Genomic DNA, 23,155 nt, shown 5'->3' with positions numbered 1-23,155 from the left:
ATATAAAGTTTTCCATATAAATCCCCTGCACAATGAATAGGAATAACCTGTCTTTATCGATATCACTCAATCATTATTAGCGTGATCCATAAGCGAAATCTATCAATCATTTACGCAGAGCTGAAATAAACGATTTATCTTAAATTTTAACAAAGTGTAATATCTACTTTAAGAATAGTTAATGATTCGAATTAATACAGAAATATCTGTGGAATCTGTAATAAATAAGGATGCGTTCACACCAGAGAACGTTATACGAGATTTAATTAACATTTCATGCGTCGCAAGAAACTCTTTTTCTTCTTAAAAAAAGAGGCGGTCGCCTGCATCAAAATTTCAAGGAGATCGTTATGTCTAAGGCTATTTTTTTGGGTGACTCAATTTACCCCTGGCTAGGCATGCGAGAAATCCTACGTGGTTCATCATTATATATTGATATCGCGTATTACTCCTCTCAGACGCTTTCTGCCGTCAACATAATCCCTTATGAAACGGATTGCATCATTATTAATCCTGACAACACAGATTTTTTAAAATATGCCAGGATTATCCGCAACATGGCTTTACGCCCTGCCACAAGAATCATTGTATTGGCAGATGAAGCTACTTTTTCTATTTTTCAAACCGTTTGCGGGAAGAACATGCTGTTTCTCGATCAAGACGCCAGCCTTGATCGGTTACTGCATGCCGTAACGCGTATTACACAAAACAAAAAACCAAGCAATAACAAAGAACTACACAATAAAATCACAGCAAACGAATTCAGCGTAATGATGATGCTGGCCCGGGGTTGGTCACTGACGCAAATCGCCGGAGCATCACAAAAAAGTGAAAAAACCATCGGGGCGTACAAAAGCAACATTGCCAGAAAACTCGGCAAAAATAACTCGCGACTCAAGTACACCATTTCCCACTATAGCCAGCCATAACTGACTTTTTAAGGACGATTATCACGCTTACCATTTAAAAGGTTTTCTTTCTGCTCAAATTTTTAATTCCGCATCGCACGGAAGGGAACCCTATTTTCCGAAATCTATTACCGGGTAGCACATCCGCGTGCCAACCATAGCCAACAACTCAACGTATTAACACATACATAACAGGAATGTAGACGAGGGTTATATATGAACAAAGTTTACAGCATTATTTGGAACGCGGTACTCGGTATCTGGGTGGTCGTTTCCGAATTAACTAAAGGAAAGAAAAAAAGCAGCTCGCGTAAAACTGTCGCCGTACTGGCGGCCGGCGCATTAAGCGCTGCTTCAATGCCGGCTTCCGCTGATCCGATTATCGATATCGGTGAGCACAATATTTTCACCGACTACCAGGCAGGTATTTCCGTTGGAGATTATGAGGGTATCCACGACTACGGATTCTTATATAAAGATATCACTGCTGGTCAGGCGCTCAATATCAGCGGCGCGATCCCAACGATTGCCCCAGGCCAAAGTGGTGTTGTTGAATCAACGACCATCAGAGAGCTACTGCAAACCGGCAAAATCACCCTGCAGGCCACCAGCCCTGACCAGGGCGTAAAAACGATTACTACCGCTGAAGAACTGGCGGAATACCTGACGTATAACCAATCGTCGACACCATCACAAAGCACAGAATTTGATATTAACGACCCGGCCTTCCCTGGCGAACCTACAACTATTAAAGTCTTTAACACCAATGACTTAAATAATTTCCTTACCGAATCGCAGATTGGCGATTCGGCATTAAACACCTACGATCCAACGTTGTCTAAAATCTATAAACAATTTGGCATCGCGCTGGCGACAAATGGCTCCATAGCCAATCTGGATATTGGCAACGACACGCTCAATGTCCGCGACAAAGCCAATACTATCGAGTTGCTGGCCAAAGACTCCTCCTTACTGGAGGCTCAGGACGCTGGTAGCCAGGTTAACTGGCAATCCGATAACTACATAAAATTTAACGCTGCTCCGGTTATTCCTGAAAAAACCTTCGCCGGCTCGGCGCAAACCTCTGTGTTTGGCGATGATGTGAAGCTCATGACCTACGGTTATGATACAGACGGCAATGTCGTCGAAACGGGTGAGCGCACATTTAGCATTACCAACACGCAGGATCTGGCCGATTTTAACGACTGGCTGTTGGGCAACAGCAGCGATGCAGCAGAAAACCCGGAAGGCGAAAAAGTCAGCCAAATCCAGCTGTGGCTGGATGCAAATGTTGTCACTACCTCCACCGCCGCACAAACGAAATATGCCGAGCTGATTGATGATCTTATCAACTCCAGCAAGCCCTCAGACGTGCTCACCTGGGATTACGACGTCTGGACCGACGGCTTGTCACATAGCAATAACGCGACCGCTGGCCGCGGTGAGCTGCATGCTATTTACGCCAACGGTGCAGGCACCACCGGCACCCTGAACCAAGATGCGATTATTGCCGTTGACGGCAGTATTAATGGCGTCATGAAAGCCATTGATGGCGGGGTTATCAACAACCTCGGCCAACTGAACGCATTACGTACTTCTACCGGACAGAGTCTGGCGATTGGCATGCTGGCAAAAGACGCTACGGCAACCAACAACGGGATCATCAATTCCGGGCTGTTTATCGACAAAGACGGCAACCAAAACGTCAACAGCTATGGCGCATTTGGCATGCAGGGGCAAGGCGCCAGCCAGATAGCGAACAATGGCACCATCAACCAGGCGATCACCACCGATAACTTTGGTACCGCGTCGGCAGCCGATCCCTGGAGCAAAGACGTACCCGACTCTTCGCTGACGCTGGCTATTGGTATGCAATTGTCTGACGATGCGCAAGGGGTCAACAACGGCGATATCAACGTCGTAGATGGGCGTAAAAGCGGTGCATCCTTTGCCAAAGGCACCGCTTATGGCGTAGAAGTCGCCGGGAATGCCACCTTTACCAACGCTCAGAATGCCTCAATTTATCTTGGTCGCGACGCAAGCGATCCGTCTAAAGATGTCACCATGGCGGGCGGTTCCAGCCTGAGCGCTGGTATTATGACCAAGAGTGCTAAAGAAGTTATTAACAACGGCCTTATCACGCTGGGAACCGGCATACGTAACGCCGCGGGGATTCTGGTCGGGAATGCCACGGGCAACGTCCTCAATACCGGCAACATCGTGATCAATGGCGGTTCTGAAGGAGGTAGCAGTAAGAACTACGGCATTTCCGTACGCGACAGTGGCGCGGAAAATAATCAGGAAATCCGCAACGACGGCAAGATTAACGTAAATGGCACCAACAACGTGGGGATCCACGTTAGCGCCAATAACAAAAATGCCGAAGTCACCACCAGCGCGGCAGGCTCTATCGTGGTGGACGGAGAAGGCGGCGTCGGTAACCGTAACTACGCCATCTGGGCAGAAGGCGGCGCTAACGGCCAGGCAGTGGTCAACGTTTACTCCAACATCACGCTGGATAAGGCCGGTAACATCGGCGTACACGTGCGTGATAACGCCATCGCTAACGTTGACAGCCTGAGTAGCCCGTCATTCAACAGCACCGATCAGATTGGTTATTACCTGTATGGTAAAGGCGCTACCGCCAATATTGGTCAGGCGGTGATGAATGACAACGGTCAGGATCGCACCACCATTTTCCGTATCGCCAATGGCGCATTGCTGGCCGGTAATACCACTAACCCGAAAGATCAGTCCACTTCCAACCTGAATCTGACTCTCAGCGGTAACAATTCTGTTGGCGTTCTCGCCACCGGGGCTGGCAGTAGCGTAGATACTGGTGAAGCAACGTTCACCGTTCAGGGTACCGACTCCGCGGCACTGGTTATCGAGGGCGGCGCGAAAGGAACTATCAGCGATAAAACCACCATTAATCTGACCGGTGAAAGAACCGTTGCCGGGGTTGTGGATGGTCAGGCGCATCAATTGAATGGCAATACGCAGGGTAATGCCACGAGCACCACCCTCACCTCGGACGCGAAGATCACCTCTGAAGTCAGCGGCAACAAGGTTATCGCCTATGTGGCGAGAAATCTGGGCAACCTGATCCTCGATACCAAAGCGATTATCGATCTGGCCAGCGTCGACAGCATCGGTGTTGATGTTCAAAAAGGCGGGAGTTTAACCAATAACGCCTCCAGCGCCCTGCACGTCAGCAACGGCATCGGCGTACGGGCTTCAGGTGACAGCGCACAGATTAAAAAACTGGGCCAGGTAACCGTTGATGACGGAACCGCAGGGGTTCTGCTGACCAATGGTGCAAGCCTGAGTATTACCGGTAATGCCGGCGATGCCATCACGACCAATGGTTCAGCAGACGGCATTCGTCTCGAGACGGGAGCGGGTAAGCTGGCTGCAAAAGGTGTGACTATCAGCGCTAAAGGGACGGGTGCCGGTATTCAAAACGATGCCAACAATACCGATATCACGCTCAATGACGTGACCATCAATGCCAACGATGGCCCGGGGATCCGTACCAGCGTGGCGCTGAACATGAAAGATGGGCTGAACAACATCCTTAACGTCAATGGTAAAGGTACCGGCTTCGCTTTTGAACAACGCAATGGCGATGCGGTGACGGGCGACCTTACTATCGGCAAAGGCTACACCATTGAAGTACAAAACAGTGAAGGGAGCGGGATTCGCGCCAATACGGACGGTCGTGTCACCACCAATGCTGACATCAACGTGCATGATAGCGCAGGCGGTTCGGCGATCATCGCGAAAAACGTCAGCGCATTAACCAACAGCGGCAAGATTATCTCGGCCAGCACCACATCACCGGTGATCGACGCCAGCGGCGATAGCAGCAAAACCATTACCAACACGGGAACCCTGCAGGCTATCAACGACACGGCGGTAGCCATTCAGTCTGGTAAAGGTAACGACACCATTGATATCAGCGGCGGTGTGACCAGTGGTGTAATCAACACAGGCGAAGGTGCGGACACCTTCAACTGGCGCAGTGGCTCCTATGCCGGCGAAGTGAATTTCGCGGGTACCGGTGGTAACAATAAGGCCAACATTGGCAATGTGACGCTGGATAAAACGCGCCACATCATGACCGCTGCGGGTACAGGCAACGCCCTCACCTTCACCGATACGAAAGATGCGAAGATTGGTACGCTGGCCAGCGACAACCTAAATACCGGCACCAATATTGGCACCGGCTGGGATTCACTGACCATTAGCGGGTCAAATGCGGATGTGCGCGTCGTTGAAAACCTTAATCTGGCGAGCAAAACCATCGCCGTAAACAATGGCGCAACGCTGCGCACCGGCGACCACGTCGAGCCAACCAGTACTGCCGCAAGCATTGGCGATTACGATATCACCACCCAGGGCGCAGGCAGCAAGGTTATCTTCGATACCCAGGGGGATACGTCAGCAGCACAGATCTATCGCGGCATCATCAGCGGCGACGGGAAATTCGAACGTGCGGCAGGCGGTACTACGGTATTTACCGCCAACAACAGCTACACCGGCTCTACCACCATTGATCAAACTGGTACGCTGCAGTTAGGTGACGGCGGAAATGAAGGCGAAGTCAGCGCCGTGTCTGACATTATCGACAACGGCGTTCTGGCGATTAACCGCGCCAACACCGTGCTGCTCAATGGTGTGATCTCCGGCATCGGGGCGCTACAGCAAATCGGTAGCGGCATTACCCGACTGAACGGCAACAACACCTATACCGGTGAGACCACTGTCACTGACGGTACGCTGCTGGTCAATGGCGATCAAAGCGCAGCGCGCGGCGCCACCACCGTCAGCGGCACATCCACACTTGGCGGCAATGGCGTTATCGGCGGCAACGTGCTGATGAACGATGCCACGACCCTCAGCGCCGGTGACGGCGGTGCGGGTACGTTATCCATCAACGGTAATCTGCAGCTCGGCAGCAAAACGACCTCCGCTTTTGAACTGGGCAAGGCATATACGCCAGGCGGTGCGCTAAACGATCTGATTAACGTCGCAGGCGATCTGCAACTGGACGGAACCCTGGATGTGACGACTTCACAGGGCGGCAACTTCGGACCGGGTGTGTACCGTATTTATAACTACGGCGGCACGCTGAATAACCAGACGCTGGAATTAGGCGCGATACCGGATAGCCAGGATAAGAGCAATATTTTTGTCCAGACCTCCATCGACAAACAGGTCAACCTGGTGAACGCCAACGGCGTTACCCTGCAGTTCTGGGACGGCGCAACCGTCAATCAGAGCCACGGCGCGTCGGGCATTGAAGGCGACAACAAAATTGACGGTGGCGATGGCAAATGGATGGCGATCGGCAGCCAGGGTGATAACAACTGGACCACAGCAACCGGTGAAGGTAACGCCCCTTGGGCGCAGAAGTCCTTTGCTGTCTTCACCACCAAAGGCGGAACCGTTACCGTTGATAACGCCGTGGGAGAAGTTAACTTCTCCGGGGCACAGTTTGACGCCGATGGCTATGTCGTTAAAGGCGATGCGCTTAACGCTTATGCCACCACGGAAAACGCGACCCACGCAGGCCAGACGCCTGGAACCGGTGAACTGCTGCTGCGCGTTGGCGCCGGTGGCGCGGGGCAAAACTACACCGCGACCATTGAGTCCGTTATCCGCGAAGCCAGCACGACTGACAAGCTGACGCTGGTGAAAACCGACCTTGGTCGTCTGATCCTCAGCGGCGATAACGAGTATCGTGGCGGCACGCGCATTGATGGCGGTACGTTGCAGATTTCCTCCGACAGCAACCTCGGCCAGAGCGGAACCGACTTAGCTATCAACAATGGCTCCACGCTGCAAATGGGCGCGGACCTGACCAGCAATCGCACCATTGAGCTGGGAGCACATGATAACGCGGCGGTGTTCGACCTCAATTCACACCACTTCACGCCAACAGGTGAGATTACCGGCGACGGTAAACTGAAAGTCACCAGCAGTTCAAGCGATGCGGGCAGCACCCTGTCGCTCGACCGCGCGAACAGCTACAAAGGCGATACCGAAATTGCCGGTACCGGAAATGCCAACAATGTAACGGTCAACGTCAGCAAAACCGGGGCCTTTGGTAGCAATGAAAGCAGCACTGTGAACGTCAATAAGGGGGCGACGCTCAATGTCAGCGGAACGGATACCAGTCTGCAGTCCCTGACCATGAACATTGCCGACAGCCTGTTAACGCTGGCAGATAACGTCACCGCTGCGAGCGCAAAACTGAACCTGACGGGCGCAGCAAAAGCGGTGTTAACCAACAACGCTACCGCGGGCAACGCGAAGGTTAACGTGTCACAAGACAGCACCCTGGCGCTGGAAGAAAACGCCAGCGGCGGCAATGCTACGGTGAATAACAGCGGACTGATGACCTTAGCCGACCAGGCGATGGCTGAAGATACCGTCGTTAAAAACCTGGCGGGTGGCAAGGTCGATATCAGCGCAGTCGACAGCGCTACGTCTATCGGTTCGTTGTCCGGTGCGGGTAACGTTGAACTGGGGAATAAAGAATTGTCGCTGGGTAATTTGCATCTTGATGACACCATTAGCGGCATTATCAGCGGCAACGGCGGCAGTCTGGTGAAAATCGGCGACGGCACATTAACGCTGACCGGCGATAATACCTGGACCGGCGCCACGGACGTCAATGAAGGTGTGCTGCTGGTCAACGGTAATCAGTCTGCCGCAACCGGTCAGGTGACAGTGAAATCAGGGGCAACGCTCGGCGGTAACGGTATTATCGGCGGCGCGGTTGATGTGCTGGACGATGGCCATATTACCGCAGGTGCCGCCATCAACAGCGTGGGTAAACTCACTACCGGTTCACTGACGCTCAGCGATAACGCACAGCTTGATTACCAGTTTGGTCAGGCCTATACCCCTGGCGGAGCTTTCAACGACCTGATTGATGTGAATGGCGATCTGACGCTCGACGGTAAGCTCAATATCGAGACCTCTCCGGGCGGTAGTTTTGACGTTGGCGTTTATCGTGTCATCAACTACACCGGCACCTTGACCAACAATGTGATGGACATTGCCAACGCGCCGGAAGCCGCAGACAGCCTGTACGTTCAAACCTCGGTTAAAAACCAGGTTAACCTGGTCAACCATGCCGGACTGACGCTGCGCTTCTGGGACGGCACCGGCGGTGAGAATGGCGAGTGGAAAAACAACGGCGTCATCAACGGCGGCGACGGTATCTGGCAATCAAGCCAGGGTAACGACAACTGGACTACGGATGAATCAACGCCAGAAGGCGCGCTGAACGCACCGTTTACCGATGCCGCGTTTGCCGTCTTCCAGGGTGAAGCGGGCAACGTCACCGTCGATAACAGCAAAGGCGACGTTATAATTAGCGGCGCACAGTTCGCTACCGATGGTTATCGCGTAGGCGGTGAGGCCATTACCACCGATACGGCCAACACGCTGATTCGCGTCGGCGATGGCACAGTAGACGGCGCTAACTACACCGCCACTATCGACAGCGTGATCCGCGGTACCGGCGGCCTGAATAAAGGCGATCTTGGTACGCTCATCCTCACTGGCGACAATACCTATAGCGGTGGAACCACCATCACTTCAGGGACGCTGCAGGTGGCGGGCGATACCAACCTTGGCGCGCCAGAAACGGGAATTACTTTTAATGGCGGTACGCTGAAATATGGCGAAGCGTTTGATACTGCCCGTCAGGTGACGCTGGAATCCGGCGGCGGGACATTCGATACCAACGGACATAACGTTTCCCTGCTAACGGAAGTCGAAGGTAACGGTCAGTTGACCAAAACCGGTAAAGGCTCCCTGACTCTGACGCTGGATAACACCTATACCGGTGGCACCACCATCGAACAAGGCGTTTTACAGCTGGGTAACGGCGGTAATATCGGTAGCATTCAGGGGGATATCGTTGATAACGGCGTACTCAATGTTAATCGTGGCGATACCCTGGCGCTGACCGGTAATATCAGCGGCGAAGGCCAGTTGCATCAGACCGGTAGCGGTGTGACGGAGCTACAAGGTGAAAACAGCTACAGCGGCGCAACGCTGATTGCCAACGGCGTACTGCGGGCGGGTAACACCAACACCCTGAGTAGTGCGTCACACCACTACGTTGTCGCTGACACCACCCTGAACACGCAGGGTTACAACCAGACGGTAGCGGGCCTGAGCAACGGCGGCGATGTTTCACTCATCGGCCAGCAGACTGGCACAACGTTAACCGTCAAAGGGGATTACACCGGCGAAAAAGGGACTATCAACATGGCGGCAATCCAGAATGGTAGCGGCGCAGGCATTGCCGACCGTCTGATTATCGATGGCGGTAAAGCCAGCGGTAGTACGCTGCTGGATGTCGACGGCTCTGGTCTCGGCGCGCCGACCATTGGCGATGGCATCGAAGTGGTGACGGCGCTCAATGGCGCGACCACCACGGCCCAAACGTCGCGTGACGCCTTCCATCTTGCCGCCGACCGTATGGCTGCTGGCGCATTTGAGTATCAACTGCATGCGGGTAATGCTCAAGGTCAGGGTGAAAACTGGTACCTGAGAAGCGAATATCGTCCAGAAACTATGCTGTATTCTGGTCTCGCCAGCGTCGTTCGTCAGGGCGACATCAGCCTGCTAGGCAACATGCACCAGCGTATGGGCGACGAAGTTAAACCGGGTATTGATGAAGATAATCGCGCCTGGGCAAGAATGATTGGTTACTCCGGAAAAACCAAACTGGATGATGCGGCCGGGACACAAACCAGCTCCCATACCATGGGTATTCAGGTCGGCGTTGACATGTATGCTAACGACAGTTGGAAAGCCGGACTGTATACCAGCATTCTTGACATCGACAGCAACGTGAAAGGCACGAAGACAGGCAGCGACGGCAAAGGCGGTAACATCGACGACAACGCGTTTTATGTCGGCGGCTATGCCACCTGGTTCTCGGGCGACGGAATGTATGTTGATAACGTCCTGCAATACGGTAACCATAAATCCCGCCTGGCGGCGACCGGCAATAACGGATCGTATACCGTCAGAGGCAACACGCTGACGGCGTCGACAGAAGTGGGTAAATCATTCCGTTTGGGCGCCAGCGCATGGAGTCTGGAACCTCAGGCGCAGTTGATCTATCAATACAGCGACTTCGATAACGGGCATCTCGATGGTGTGACCCAAACGAAAGTGAAAATGGATACCGCTGATTCCTTTACCGCTCGTCTGGGCGTGCGCCTGGTCGCAGACTATGACACCAACCATGGCAAATTCCAGCCGTACGGTAGGGTCAACGTCTGGCAGGGACTGGGGTCAAAAGACAAAACGCACTTTAGCAATGCGGTCGCCACCACCACGCTGGAATCTTCACAACAGTACTCCAGCACTGAAGTTGCCGCCGGTCTGTCATGGTCTATCGACAGAAACCTGCAGGTCTACGGTGAATTGGGTACGCAATTCAGCAACGGCGGCAGTAAGTCGCAGGTTGAAGCGCCGGTCAATGCCTCTATCGGCTTTAAGAAATCGTTCTAAGCAGATATAAACTTACCCGCCCTCTGTTCTACAGGGGGCTTTTTTTTGTCTTTCAGGGCGGCCTGATGCGCTACGCTTTCAGGTCTGCGGACTTACCGGCAACGCGGCACAATCAAGGGTTTGGGAAACGTAAAAAGGAGGGATTAATGATTATATTGTACTAAGAGTGTAGGGATCTCTTCTGCCAACACCGGAGGAGAAATGAAAAAGCCTTGAATTTTGTCACAACCAATCTGCATCAGGCGGTCCAGTTCGGACTGGGTTTCCACCCCTTCGGCCAGAACTTCAATCCCAAAATTATGCGCCAGTGAAATGATACCCTCCACAATCTTTGTTGAGCGGGTGTCGGGTTCAATGCCGGTGACAAATTCCTTGTCAATTTTTAAGGTATCAAAAGGATATTTCAACAGATAGTTAAGATTAGCGTGGCCGGTTCCAAAATCATCAAGGGCAAGTTTGACCCCTATCGCCTTCAACTCCATCATATTTTTAGCCGCTATCTGACTGTCGCACAGCGGCGACGTTTCCGTGACCTCTATCTGGCATCGATGGGGCGGCAGTCCGCAGGCGGTAAGGTTTTTTCTGACACGTTGGGGTAACAGAGGATCGCAAAATTCAAGCGCGGAAATATTGACTGATAGTACAAGGGGGTCTGGCCAACAGGTTGCCACATCCCAGGGAGTGTGGATAACCATATCTTCAATTGAAATGATATTGCCGCTGTCTTCCAGTAATGTAATAAAAACATCGGGAGAGATCATACCCATCTGAGGGCTATTCCAACGCATTAATGCTTCAAACCCACTAATACTCTGAGTACGCAAGTTAAAAATAGGCTGATAAACCATATAAAGCTGACTGGTATTCAATGCCCTTTCAAGCGCAGTTAGCACCTCACTGGAATTAAACATTCCGCTCCCCCTCAATAAATCATAGAAATTAAAAACCAGTCAACATCACTCCCGAATTGTATCTACTATTAGGTGTGTTACATCAGAAAAGAATGGCCAACTTAGGGTAAAAAAGACATACGATGGGTAAATCTGACAATTAATTTATTTAACTCAGAGGTATTGGTCAGTCCCAGCTTGGCGACGACCCGCATCTTATGCGCCTGAATAGTTTTATAGTTCAGACTAACTAACTCTGAAATTTCTTTAGCGGAATAACCGCTTACCAACAAATTCAGGATCTGCTGTTCTCTCTCGGTTAATCTTTTCTGCGAACGATATAGTCGGGGATTCCATTTCCCGACCGTTAACGACGCCAGTTGACCGAAATCACGCAGCGAAGATTTCTCAGTCAAAACTATTGTTTTTTCAACATATAACAACTCGACGCATAATTTTGCCACCAGGCTATCAGCAACAATTACCACGACGTTATTATAAAACTTAAAGCGGTTTTTATTCAGAAACTGCACGATCGCTGAACACGGTTGTTCATTATCAATGATATTAAAAACCATGGTTTGATGCTGGCATAATGATGTCTGATGCAACATATCCTCAAACGGGAATGTTTGTATCGGTACATGTTTGCTTGTCAGGTAGGTAAACAGACCGTTGCCTACAAAATTATCACTGCCACACATCAACATCCTGTTCACCGCTCCTTATAAGCTTCTAATCTTGTTACTCATTAAAAATTTAATAATAATTTTCTCGACCTCAGTCTCTTCGCGACGGTTTTTAAAATCGAACCCGCATGAGATCTGATGACAGGAATACAATTGATTATCATCATCAAATTCATTGATCATGACGACATCGATCACTTTTAAATCCAGCTGTAAACTGCCAAACGTATCAAAATCCAGTGTGGCATTTTTAATCACCGCATCTTTATAAAGAAAACGGGAGTTCACATCTTTAACAATTAATGCACAACCGCCCTGCGAGATGTTTTTAATCTTCAGAGAGTAGTTTTCTCCGTTTTTGTAACGACCAAAACAGAAAAAGTCGTAACCCTTCAGGAAGGAAAAACGCTGATTTTGTCGCTGCTGGGCAAAGAAAATCATATCCGGGATGAGGTAGGATAATCCTGCTTCCGCACCTGCTGATGAGGTTTGTTCGAATCTGGCACTAAATTTCACAATCCCGCTTTCGCTGTGCAGGATAAAGTATTGGACCTTTTCAGGAACAATGTCTTCGTGCCCGGAGATCACAAACCGCTCGAAATCGACCTTCTCTAACTGCGTGATAACGCTACTGTTTTCGCATAAGACTTCCAGTTTCGTTTTCTTGTGCAGCTCTTCTCGAAGGGTAGCTATGATTTCAAACTTGTTTTCCTTTGCTAATCCAAAGCTCATTCTAAAACCCTTATTTCCATATTTAAGATATGTCTCGCTTTTGGTTACTCACAAAACGCGAGATCAGCATCCACCCCTGGTGCTTAATTACCATAGTGGATTCCATGTCAAACAGTTGGTTAAAAATTAAGTTTTTAACTATCTTTAGTCATTTATTGATACGTAAAAACGTTTAATCAGGATTAATTCTAGCTTAAGACATGCCTAAAACCACACGAACTTGTTGATTAACTATAACAAAAGTGAATAACAATCTTTTTTGAAGTGTGGTTTTGAGATAACAAATAGCAAGAATTGCATAGATAAAATTTGAGAAAAATGGAGCTATCCTGGCGGGAGGGCTATGCCGTACGCGGGGTGGCACGCTTTTACAAGAAGAAAGAAAAAATACTTACGACACTGTATCATTAGTCAAAAATATAGCTCTGACTCGTTATTCTTATAAACTGAATAATTGCAACTCATACATATTAAATAAATTTCCCTTAAGGCAGAAAAAAAGCCAGCATCCTGCTGGCCCGGTAATTACCGAATCTAACTATAGTGGCTTACTATCTTACAGAGGGTACAACGTTAAAAATTCAATATCGCTGCTTAATTATTGAACGGGATGAGTCTGCGATGATCATCACTGCTCCCGCCAACATTAACGTATCTTTTAACACCAACCGCCCGGCGCCTGACAAGTATGGAAATCCGTGGTGTAAATCACCCAGCGGCATTACCCATGCTTCAGGCGTGGTTATTAAAAATGATAAGGTTACAATTGGTGTAGCAAATGCCAGAACGCCGCCAATTAATCCCAACCAACGGCTAACAGGATTAGCCAGCACCAGCAAAGCGATAAGCACCTCGACTACGCCCAGACCATTGGAAAACGTATACGTATTATTCGCAGTCTGCCACTCACGTTCCTGCGGCTTAAACTCACCTTCGTGGGTTAAATGCTGCTTATACTCTTCTGGATGTTCATAAAAAAATGACATTACCGGGCTATTGGCGACAAACGGCGTAATGCTGTCGGCCTCGTAAGGTACAAACTTTAATAAGCCAATCCAGATAAAAACAATTGCAATGCTCAGGCGAATTAGGGTTAATCCAATTCTATCGCCCTTACTGAGTAAATGCAGATATTTTTCCATTCAGACTCTCCTCACTTGTACAAAATTGCCGTTGCGTGAGTACTGCTATCAATGCGCATTGAGGTTATTTTCCAGGAAGTTGCATTATTTTCCTGAGCCAGTTTCGCAATAGCATCCTCTATCACGGAAGGTGAATCCGCTATGCCAGACACGCTAACGTGGGCAACCTCGGTTTGCGCCAATGCGGAAAATGTCACCGGCGCAGTCAATAACGCGGTCATTAGTAAGATACTTTTAAACATGTTCATGTGTATTTCCATTAACCAGTAGTTTCAGTAGCAATATAATAAAATACGTCGACTTATTTCATTTCATCCATCACGCCAGAATAACTGTCAATTAGTATCCAGCCGATAAATAGATAAAAAAAGCCCCACACGGGCGGGGCAAACATGCAGACTACGCTTTTATTATTTAACGAGAGAAAAGAGATCGTTCAGTGATTCACTCATGCTCGGATGCGTAAATATTTGATCGCGCAATGTGGTATACGGTAAACCCGCGTCCATTACGGTTTTAATGATATTAATCATCTCATGAGAATCCACGCACAGCAGCGATACGCCTAATATTTGTTTCGTTTCGCTATCCACCACCGCTTTAAGGACACCACGCGTATCATCCATCACCCGTGCACGCGGGATAGCCGCAACAGGTAGTGTAACTACCTGCATCGCCGCGCCGCTGGCGCGAGCCTGTTCTTCGGTCATCCCCACGCGGGAAAGCGGTGGCGTCATAAAGACGGAATACGGTACGTTTTGGCGATCGCCGGTATGACGTAATCCCTCGCCTAACAGGTTGTCACGCACAATGCGAAAATCATCCAGCGAGATATAGGTAAATTGTAATCCCCCCGTGACATCGCCCATTGCCCAAATATTGTCTGCCGAGGTACGCAGGTATTTATTCACAATAATGGCGCCACGGTCATTTACATCCACACCCGCGTTCTGCAACTGTAGATTTTCAGTTGCAGGTTTGCGACCCGATGCCACCAGCAGCGCATCCACTGTGTGTGCGCCTTCCGGCATTTGCAGCCGTACCTCGCCGTCCTCGGATGAAACCGCCTGAACCCTGGCATTGAGGATAATCTCAACCCCTTTGTCGCATAGAATATTAGCGATAGCGTCAGCAATATCCCGATCTTCGCGGGGTAAAAACTGCGGGGCCGCTTCATAAATAGTGACCTTACTGCCGAAGTTGGCAAACATCGATGCGAATTCAACGCCAATATAACCGCCGCCCAAAATACCTAAACGCTCAGGACGTTGCGTCAAATTCAACAGACCAGTGCTGTCAAACACACCCGGTGTAGTCGTTAATCCTTCTACGTCCGGAATCGTTGACTGCGCGCCGGTATTAATAAAGATCTTCTCACCGCTTAGCTCAATCGCGTCGGTTGACTGCATGACCCGCACGGTATGGTTATCAACGAATTCGGCCCGCCCTTCAATCACATCCACGTTTTCCAGATCGGCAAGATTATGGAAGTTTTTATCACGCAAAAAGCTGACAACGGAGGCCTTGCGCTGCATGGCCGCAGCAAAGTCATGCTGAAGTTCAGCATCATGTACCATGGTTTTGGTTGGAATGCAGCCGATATTGATGCATGTCCCACCATACATGGTGTTTGACTGTTCAATAATCGCCACACGCCAGCCCGTTTTCGCCAGGGTAGCCGCCAGCGTTTTCCCTGCTTTGCCAAATCCGATAATAATCGCCTGATACTGATTCATGCTGTCTCTCCGCCAGGTCACTGTTCGTTTGATGAACTGAAGTATAGGTTGAACCCTGACAAAACAACGTATCCATAACGCGCGATTAACTGTCAAATCGTCTAAATCATCATTAAAGATGACTAACGTTTATAGAATGAAAAAACACACTAACACTTTGAAGGTATTAAAATAATAACTAATTAAAGAGATAATGCCGTTTCAACAAACAATAAATAAAACTGTTCAGGAGTCTTCATGGATACCCTTAGCCGATTACTGATGCTTAACGACCCGCAAGGCTCGATCGACAAGAACTGTCTACTGAGCAGAGACTGGCAGTTGCCACACGCGGCGGGAGAGTTGTCCGTTATCCGCTGGCATACGGTTACTCAGGGAGCGGTCCTACTGGAGATGCCCGACGGGACATCATTCACCCTGCGGCCAGGCATTCTTGTTATCCTGCCGCAAAACTCCGCGCACCGGTTGTGCCAGTCCGGCGATGAACAAACGCATATCGTATGCGGTAGTCTGCGACTGCATGCTTCCTCTCGTTATTTTTTAACTGCGCTGCCGGAAGTTCTGGTTCTGGCGCCTGATGAAAACAGTCCCGTCAGCCACTGGCTCAAGGCCATGATCGCACTGATGCAACAGGAATCCATGAGTGCGCTGCCGGGCTCCAGTGTAGTATGTAGCCAACAATGCGCCACACTGTTCACACTCGCCGTTCGCGAGTGGCTAACCAAAGCAACGCCCGCACAGAACGTGTTGAATTTATTGCTGCATCCCAAACTAGGGGCCGTGGTATTCCTGATGCTGGAGTCACCGGCTTTTGCCTGGACCGTTGAAGAGCTGGCAAAACGAGCACATATGTCGCGGGCCAGCTTCGCACAGCTATTTCGTGAAGTGTCAAATTCCACACCGCTGGCGGTGTTAACCACCTTACGTCTGCAATTCGCCGCCCAGATGTTGTCACGCGGGTCGCAGCCTTTGATTGTCGTCGCCGAGTCGGTAGGCTACGCCAGCGAATCGTCGTTCCATAAAGTTTTTTTACGGGAATTTGGCTGCACGCCGGGCGAGTACCGCAAACGCGTGAAAGCCCTGGAAGCATAAAGCGACGCCTGCTTCGGCGACCAAACCGACGCAGGCGAGCGCTTCAGAGCATTACTTTTGGCTGCGATGCCTGTGCAGCCACATCAGCTTATAAGCTGCCGGGATAATGAACAGCGACAGCAATGGCGCAGTGATCATACCGCCAATCATCGGTGCGGCTATACGGCTCATGACTTCTGAGCCTGCTCCCGTCCCCCACAAGATAGGTAGCAAACCCGCGATAATTACCGCCACGGTCATCGCTTTCGGACGCACACGCAGCACCGCGCCGTGATACAACGCCTCATCCAGCTTATCAGCGGTAAAGGTTTGCGGATTTTCCAGTGCAGGTTCAGCTTCAATGGCGTGACGCAGATACATCAGCATCACCACGCCAAATTCTGCGGCAACGCCGGCGAGCGCAATAAACCCGGTTCCGGTTGCAACCGACATATGAAACCCCATCCAGTAGAGAAACCAGATGCCGCCCACCAGCGCAAAGGGGACGCTGGTGATAATCAGCAGCGCCTCGCCAAAGCGACGGAAAGCCAGATAAAGCAGAACGAAGATAATCATCAGCGTCATCGGCACCATCAGTTTGAGCTTATGGCTGGCGCGTTCAAGCAGCTCGAACTGCCCGGAAAAAGCCACGCTGGTCCCCGGTTTTAACTGTACGTTTTCAGCAATAGCCTTTTTCAGATCGTTCACCACCGAAACCATGTCACGATCGCGGGCGTCGATATAAATCCAGCTGGTTGGTCGCGCATCTTCAGTTTTTAACATTGACGGACCAGAAACTACCGTCACATCTGCAACATCTGCCAGCGTAATTTGCTGCTTCATGGGCGTCAGAATCGGCAGATTACGCAGCGCTTCTGGGCTATCGCGATAGCTCTGCGCATAGCGCAGATTGATAGGATAACGAGCAATCCCTTCCACCGTTTCGCCCACCATCGCGCCCCCCACCGCTGAGGTGACAAACAGCTGCACTGCGCCTACGGTCATGCCATAACGCGCTGCTTTCTCCCGATTGATGTCTACGTTGATATAGCGCCCTCCCACCAGACGCTCAGCCAGCGCCGAAGAGACGCCCGGTACGGTTCTGGCCACCTCTTCGATTTGTTCCGCCGTGGCGTCGATATCAGTCAGAACGTTACCTGACACCTTAATGCCAATTGGGCTTTTGATACCGGTAGAGAGCATGTCGATACGGTTACGGATAGGCGGAACCCACAGATTCGCCAACCCCGGCAAGCGCACGGTTTTGTCCAGCTCGGCGATGATTTTGTCCATCGTCATACCCGGACGCCACTGATCCTGCGGCTTCAGTTGGATTGTCGTTTCAACCATTTCCAGCGGCGCGGAATCCGTTGCGGTTTCTGCCTTACCGGTTTTACCAAACACGCGCGCGACTTCCGGAACGGTCATGATCAGCTTATCGGTTTTTTGCAGCATATCCGCCGCCTGCGCCGCCGAAATTCCTGGCAAGGTTGAAGGCATATACAGTAAATCGCCTTCGTTAATCTGCGGCAGGAATTCCCCACCAACTTTATTCAGCGGGTAGATAACCGTCAGTATTGAAAGCACCGCCACCAGGAGGGTAGTTTTAGGCCAGTGCAGCACCTTCAACAGCAGCGGATGGTAAATACGGATCAGGAAGCGGTTTAGCGGGTTGCTGCTTTCCGCCGGAATCTTGCCACGGATCCAGAATCCCATCAGGATTGGAATTACCACAATGGCCAGAAACGCCGCGCCTGCCATGGCATATGTTTTGGTGAACGCCAGCGGGCCAAACAGTCGCCCCTCTTGCCCCTCAAGCGTGAAAATAGGGATAAATGACAGGGTGATAATCAGCAGGCTGATGAACAACGCCGGGCCGACTTCTACCGAGGCGTCGGTAATGACCTTCCAGCGCGTTGCGTTATCCAGTTTTTCATCCGGATGCTGATGCCCCCACTCTTCCAGCCGCTTATGGGCGTTTTCAATCATCACGATCGCGGCATCGACCATCGCCCCGACGGCAATGGCGATTCCCCCAAGCGACATGATATTGGCGTTCAGTCCCTGGAAATGCATCACAATAAACGCGATACACAACCCCAGCGGCAGGGAAATAATCGCCACCAGCGCCGAACGCAAATGCCACAGAAACAGAGCGCACACCAGTGCAACAACGATAAACTCTTCCAGCAGCTTATAGCTCAGGTTATCAATGGCGCGATCGATGAGCTGACTGCGATCGTATGTTGTAACTACCTCCACGCCTTCCGGCAGGCTACTTTTTAACGTGTCGAGTTTGGCTTTAACAGCGGAGATAACTTCACGCGCATTTTTACCGGAACGCAGGATAACCACCCCGCCCGCCACTTCGCCTTCACCATTGAGCTCGGCGATCCCACGGCGCATTTCCGGCCCAATCTGCACGCGCGCGACATCGCGCAGGTAAACAGGCACACCGTCGGCCCCTGTTTTCAGGACGATGTTATTGAAATCATCAAGCGTTTGCAGATAGCCACTGGCGCGAACCATGTATTCCGCTTCAGCCATCTCAACTGACGAACCGCCCGCTTCCTGATTCGACGTGTCCAGCGCAGATTTCACCTCCGCCAGGCTAATGCCATATTGCGTGAGCTTCATCGGGTCGATAACGACCTGGTACTGTTTAACCACGCCGCCTACCGAGGCTACTTCAGCCACGTTCGGAATCGTTTTTAACTCATACTTTAAAAACCAGTCCTGCAGAGAACGTAATTCCGCCAGGTCATGTTTCCCACTGCGATCGACCAGCGCGTATTCAAAAATCCAGCCGACGCCCGTGGCGTCCGGCCCCATTTCAGCACTAACGCCTGCCGGTAATTTGCCCTGAACCTGGTTGAGATATTCCAGCACGCGCGAGCGCGCCCAGTAAGGATCGGTGCCATCCTCGAAAATGACGTATACATAGGAATCGCCAAACTGCGAGAAGCCGCGCACCGTCTTCGCGCCCGGAACTGACAGCATGGTGGTGGTTAACGGGTAGGTCACCTGATTCTCAACGATTTGCGGCGCCTGCCCCGGATAACTGGTTTTGACGATCACCTGAACATCAGAGAGATCGGGCAGCGCATCAACCGGGGTATTGATGATGGTCCAGGTTCCCCAGATACTGAGAAACAGCGCCCCCATCATTACCAGAAAACGGTTTGCTACTGAGCGGCGGATAATCCATTCAATCATTTATCATATCCTCAGTGTGAATGGGCCGCCGGGGCTGGGCTAGCGACTGCGTCTTGTGCACCGCTATTCTGGGCGCGCATACGATCCAGCGCGCCGGAGATATTCGCCTCGGAGTCGATCAGGAACAGACCGCTGGACACCACTTTTTCACCTTCGCTCAGGCCGGAGCGAATAGCCGTTAGTCCCTGTGATTCATGGAATACCGAAACCTGCTTCGGCACAAATCGACCTTCATGATCAACGGTAATCACCCGCTGTTCGGTACCCGTATCAATTAACGCTTTAGACGGGATCAGCAACATCGGCTTACTTTGCGTTTTCAGTTGCAGGTAGGCATTCATCCCCGGTTTGAGCGCCTCGTCGCGGTTTTCGACCTGCAAACGGATCTGCAACGTCCGCGTGGTGGCATCGACGCTGGGTAAGATATTCCATTTGCTGATGGTGAAAGTCTTGTCCGGCCAGGCTGGCACAGTGATGCTAAATTGCGAGGCGTCTTTAATCAGCCAGGCAATAGATTCCGGGACCGACGCGCTGACCCATACTGGGTCCATGCCCTGAATTTTCGCGACCACATTGTCTTTGGAAATGTTCATACCGGTACGCAAATCGAATGCAGTGATCACCCCATCAATGGGGGCTTTCAGGGTGAAGCGGGTTTGAATTTTACGCGTCGATTTTAAGCGCTGAATATCCGCTTCAGGCATACCGGCCAGGCGTAACCTCTCCAGAATGCCTTCCACCTGTGTCGCGCTACCGCCGGTCTCACGCAGCAATAAATATTCGCTCTGCGCCTCAACCCAGTCGGGAATCGTCAGGTCGATAAGCGGCGCGCCTTGCTTAATTTTGTCGCCCACGGTTAGCGGGTAAACCTTTTCGATAAAGCCTGCGGAGCGTGCCTGGACAATAACGAACTGGTATTCGTTATAGCTAACGTTAGCCGGGAAAGTTTGCGCGTAGTGCAGCGGCCCACGGCGCACAGGTTCTGTTTTTAGCCCCAAATTCTGGGTCTGGGTGGGATCGATTCGTACGCCAGGCGCTGACGCGCTCGCGGTCTCTTCATCGGCATATTTCGGGATAAGATCCATATCCATAAATGGCGATTTACCCGGCTTATCAAAGCGCGTGTTCGGGTACATGGGGTCGTACCAAAACAAAACTTTTCTGTCTTCTTTTGGCGCAGCCTGCCCGGTTTCAGCCGTTGCTTGTGCGGATGAATAATAAGTATAAATACCGACAGAAATAACCCCACCGGCAATCATGCCTGCGAGAATAAGCGCGGTAGTTTTAATATTTAAAGACGCCATAGTGATTTCCATTGCGCGATAGTCTCACCCGCATTGCGAAGAATCCGGGTAAGAATAAAAGAGACCAGCGAGAACGTTATTTACTGATGTGAATATCACGTAATACAGAGAGATTTCCCTGCTGAACAAACGTAAATGCAACCTTATCGCCGGGTTTAATATCATCAGCCTTCGTGTCGGCAACCAGCGTAAAACGCATCGTCATGGCTGGCCAGTTCACCGCAGGAATAGGGTCATGCTTAATCGTGATTTTTTTACTGTCCCTATCAACAGCTTCAATCACTCCCGTGGCGCTAATGAGTTGTTCCTGTTGAGCCGCTGGCTGCATATCCATCATTTCGCCATGCTGATGCTCATTGGCCTGAGCGTTAAACATGACCAGAGAAAAAAGGCTAAACAGCACGGCTTTGGCGGTAATATTCATAATTGATGCTCCTGAAAAGTTAATATTAAGGATTACTCCACCCAACCGCCGCCTAAGGCAGCAAACAGCTTAATTTCATTAACCTGCTGGGCGTAATTAAGATCGAGCAGTGATTGCTGCGTGGCGAATAAGGAACGTTCGGCATCCAGAACTTCGATATAGCTAACCGCGCCATTTTGATAAAGCGCTCTGGCGCGCTGTAAGGTGATTTGCAATGAGGTCAGATAACGCTGCTGACCGCGAATTTGATCGGCAATGCTTTGGCGCAATACCAGCGCATCCGCCACCTCTTTAAAGGCGTTCTGAATTTTTTGTTCGTAATTCACCACCGACTGCTGCTGGCGTATTTCGGCGAGGTCGAGATTCGACTGATTACGTCCGGCATTGAAAATTGGAATATCTATTTTGGGAACAAAATTCCACATTCCGCTGGCGGCATTAAATAAGCTGGAGAGATCGCTGCTGTTACTGGAAACTGAACTGGTCAGGGTAATCGACGGGAAAAATGCCGCCCGCGCGGCGCCGATATTGGCATTCGCCGCCATTAATCCGTGCTCAGCTTCCAAAATATCCGGGCGCTGCAACAGTATTTGCGATGACAACGATGGCGGCAGCGTTACCGGTTTAATATCCCCGCCGCTGCGCATCTGGTCGTTGGGTAATTTCCCGTACGTACCCAGCAACAGCTGCAGCGCATTGTTCGCTTGCGCCAGTTCACCTTTACGCTTCGCGATTTCGCTGCGCGTGCTTTCAATTACGCCGCGCGCCTGTTCCAGCGCCAGTACGTTGGTGCTGCCGGTCAGCAACTGTTTCTCCACAAAAGCGTATGAGCGCTGATAGTTTTGCAACGTTTCTTCGGCAATTTGCAATTGCGCATAAGCCAGACGCTGATTGAAGTAACTTTGTGACACGCTGGAGATTAATGAGATATGCACCGCCCGACGCGCCTCTTCGCTGGCAAAGAAGTTCTGTCGCTCGGCTTCACTCATATTCTTCAGCCTGCCAAAGAAATCGAGATCAAAACTGAGATTCAGCCCGGCTTCGAATTCGCGGTTGGTGCTGCTATCGCCTTTTAATTTACCGCTGTAGGTGCCGCTGGAGCCTGCCGTGAGTTGCGGATAGCGGTCAGCGTCGGTGACGCCATATTGCGCTCTCGCTTCCTGAACTTTCAGCACGGCCATACGTAAATCGCGGTTATTAATCAGCGCCTCGCCGATCAGCGCCTTTACCTGGGGGTCAACGAAGAAAGTCCGCCAGCCCGTATCCTGATATCCCATCGGCGCAGAAACCAACGCATTCTGGCTTAAGGAGAATTGCTGCGGCACCGGCAATGCCGGACGCTGATAGTCCGGCGCCAATGAACAACCGGCGAGAACGAATACAGCGCTGAGGGTAAGAAGCTTAAATTTGCTCATAGTTCTTCTCGTCCTGACCGGACTGATGACCCTAAAATGTGTAGGAATTTATAGTGTTGTACTTTAACCAACTGACTCT

Annotated in this window: 13 protein-coding genes; 3 read left to right on the top strand and 10 right to left on the bottom strand. The window is 50.8% G+C overall.

Annotated elements, in window-relative coordinates:
* The first annotated feature begins 350 nt into the window (after positions 1–350).
* Positions 351–929 carry a LuxR C-terminal-related transcriptional regulator gene (locus tag LA337_05750; protein ID UBI17201.1) on the top strand — a complete coding sequence of 193 codons (579 nt, stop codon included), beginning with the start codon at positions 351–353 and terminating at the stop codon, positions 927–929.
* Positions 930–1,124: 195 nt separating this feature from the next.
* A complete protein-coding gene (locus LA337_05745) occupies positions 1,125–10,457 on the top strand; it encodes an autotransporter outer membrane beta-barrel domain-containing protein (protein ID UBI17200.1) in 9,333 nt (3,110 codons plus the stop codon).
* 143 nt (positions 10,458–10,600) lie between these two features.
* Here the strand turns inward: LA337_05745 and LA337_05740 are convergent, their stop codons facing one another.
* From LA337_05740 to rclA, 6 genes are all read right to left on the bottom strand, one after another.
* Complete coding sequence (locus LA337_05740) at positions 10,601–11,368, bottom strand: EAL domain-containing protein (GenBank protein ID UBI17199.1); 768 nt, start codon at positions 11,366–11,368, stop codon at positions 10,601–10,603.
* Positions 11,369–11,469: 101 nt separating this feature from the next.
* The gene (locus LA337_05735; protein UBI17198.1) at positions 11,470–12,051 is read right to left on the bottom strand and encodes a LuxR C-terminal-related transcriptional regulator; all 582 of its coding nucleotides are present in this window, start codon (positions 12,049–12,051) and stop codon (positions 11,470–11,472) included.
* A gap of 21 nt (positions 12,052–12,072) precedes the next feature.
* Positions 12,073–12,768 carry a pilus assembly protein PilZ gene (locus LA337_05730; GenBank protein UBI17197.1) on the bottom strand — a complete coding sequence of 232 codons (696 nt, stop codon included), beginning with the start codon at positions 12,766–12,768 and terminating at the stop codon, positions 12,073–12,075.
* 581 nt (positions 12,769–13,349) lie between these two features.
* Positions 13,350–13,910: a reactive chlorine resistance membrane protein RclC gene (gene rclC, locus LA337_05725; GenBank protein UBI17196.1), complete on the bottom strand. Its 561-nt coding sequence runs from the start codon at positions 13,908–13,910 to the stop codon at positions 13,350–13,352.
* Positions 13,911–13,921: 11 nt separating this feature from the next.
* The gene (gene rclB, locus LA337_05720) at positions 13,922–14,152 is read right to left on the bottom strand and encodes a reactive chlorine resistance periplasmic protein RclB (GenBank protein UBI18408.1); all 231 of its coding nucleotides are present in this window, start codon (positions 14,150–14,152) and stop codon (positions 13,922–13,924) included.
* 168 nt (positions 14,153–14,320) lie between these two features.
* The gene (gene rclA, locus LA337_05715) at positions 14,321–15,646 is read right to left on the bottom strand and encodes a reactive chlorine resistance oxidoreductase RclA (protein UBI17195.1); all 1,326 of its coding nucleotides are present in this window, start codon (positions 15,644–15,646) and stop codon (positions 14,321–14,323) included.
* 237 nt (positions 15,647–15,883) lie between these two features.
* Between rclA and rclR the strand changes: the two genes are divergently transcribed.
* Positions 15,884–16,738: a reactive chlorine-specific transcriptional regulator RclR gene (rclR, locus tag LA337_05710; GenBank protein ID UBI17194.1), complete on the top strand. Its 855-nt coding sequence runs from the start codon at positions 15,884–15,886 to the stop codon at positions 16,736–16,738.
* A 51-nt stretch (positions 16,739–16,789) separates the two neighbouring features.
* On the opposite strand, the gene LA337_05705 is transcribed toward rclR, so the two are convergent.
* The 4 genes from LA337_05705 to LA337_05690 all read right to left on the bottom strand — a co-directional run bounded on the left by LA337_05705 (position 16,790) and on the right by LA337_05690 (position 23,076).
* Positions 16,790–19,933 carry a CusA/CzcA family heavy metal efflux RND transporter gene (locus LA337_05705; protein UBI17193.1) on the bottom strand — a complete coding sequence of 1,048 codons (3,144 nt, stop codon included), beginning with the start codon at positions 19,931–19,933 and terminating at the stop codon, positions 16,790–16,792.
* An 11-nt stretch (positions 19,934–19,944) separates the two neighbouring features.
* On the bottom strand, positions 19,945–21,237 hold the full coding sequence (locus LA337_05700; protein UBI17192.1) for an efflux RND transporter periplasmic adaptor subunit: 1,293 nt from the start codon (positions 21,235–21,237) through the stop codon (positions 19,945–19,947).
* 76 nt (positions 21,238–21,313) lie between these two features.
* Complete coding sequence (gene cusF / locus LA337_05695) at positions 21,314–21,661, bottom strand: cation efflux system protein CusF (protein UBI17191.1); 348 nt, start codon at positions 21,659–21,661, stop codon at positions 21,314–21,316.
* Between the two features lie 32 nt (positions 21,662–21,693).
* Entirely contained in the window at positions 21,694–23,076 is a 1,383-nt protein-coding gene (locus tag LA337_05690; protein ID UBI17190.1) for an efflux transporter outer membrane subunit, read from the bottom strand.
* Between the last annotated feature and the right edge of the window lie 79 nt (positions 23,077–23,155).

The sequence above is a fragment of the Citrobacter europaeus genome (genome assembly GCA_020099315.1).
Taxonomy (GTDB): domain Bacteria; phylum Pseudomonadota; class Gammaproteobacteria; order Enterobacterales; family Enterobacteriaceae; genus Citrobacter; species Citrobacter europaeus.
This window is presented reverse-complemented; position numbering and strand designations above follow the sequence as displayed.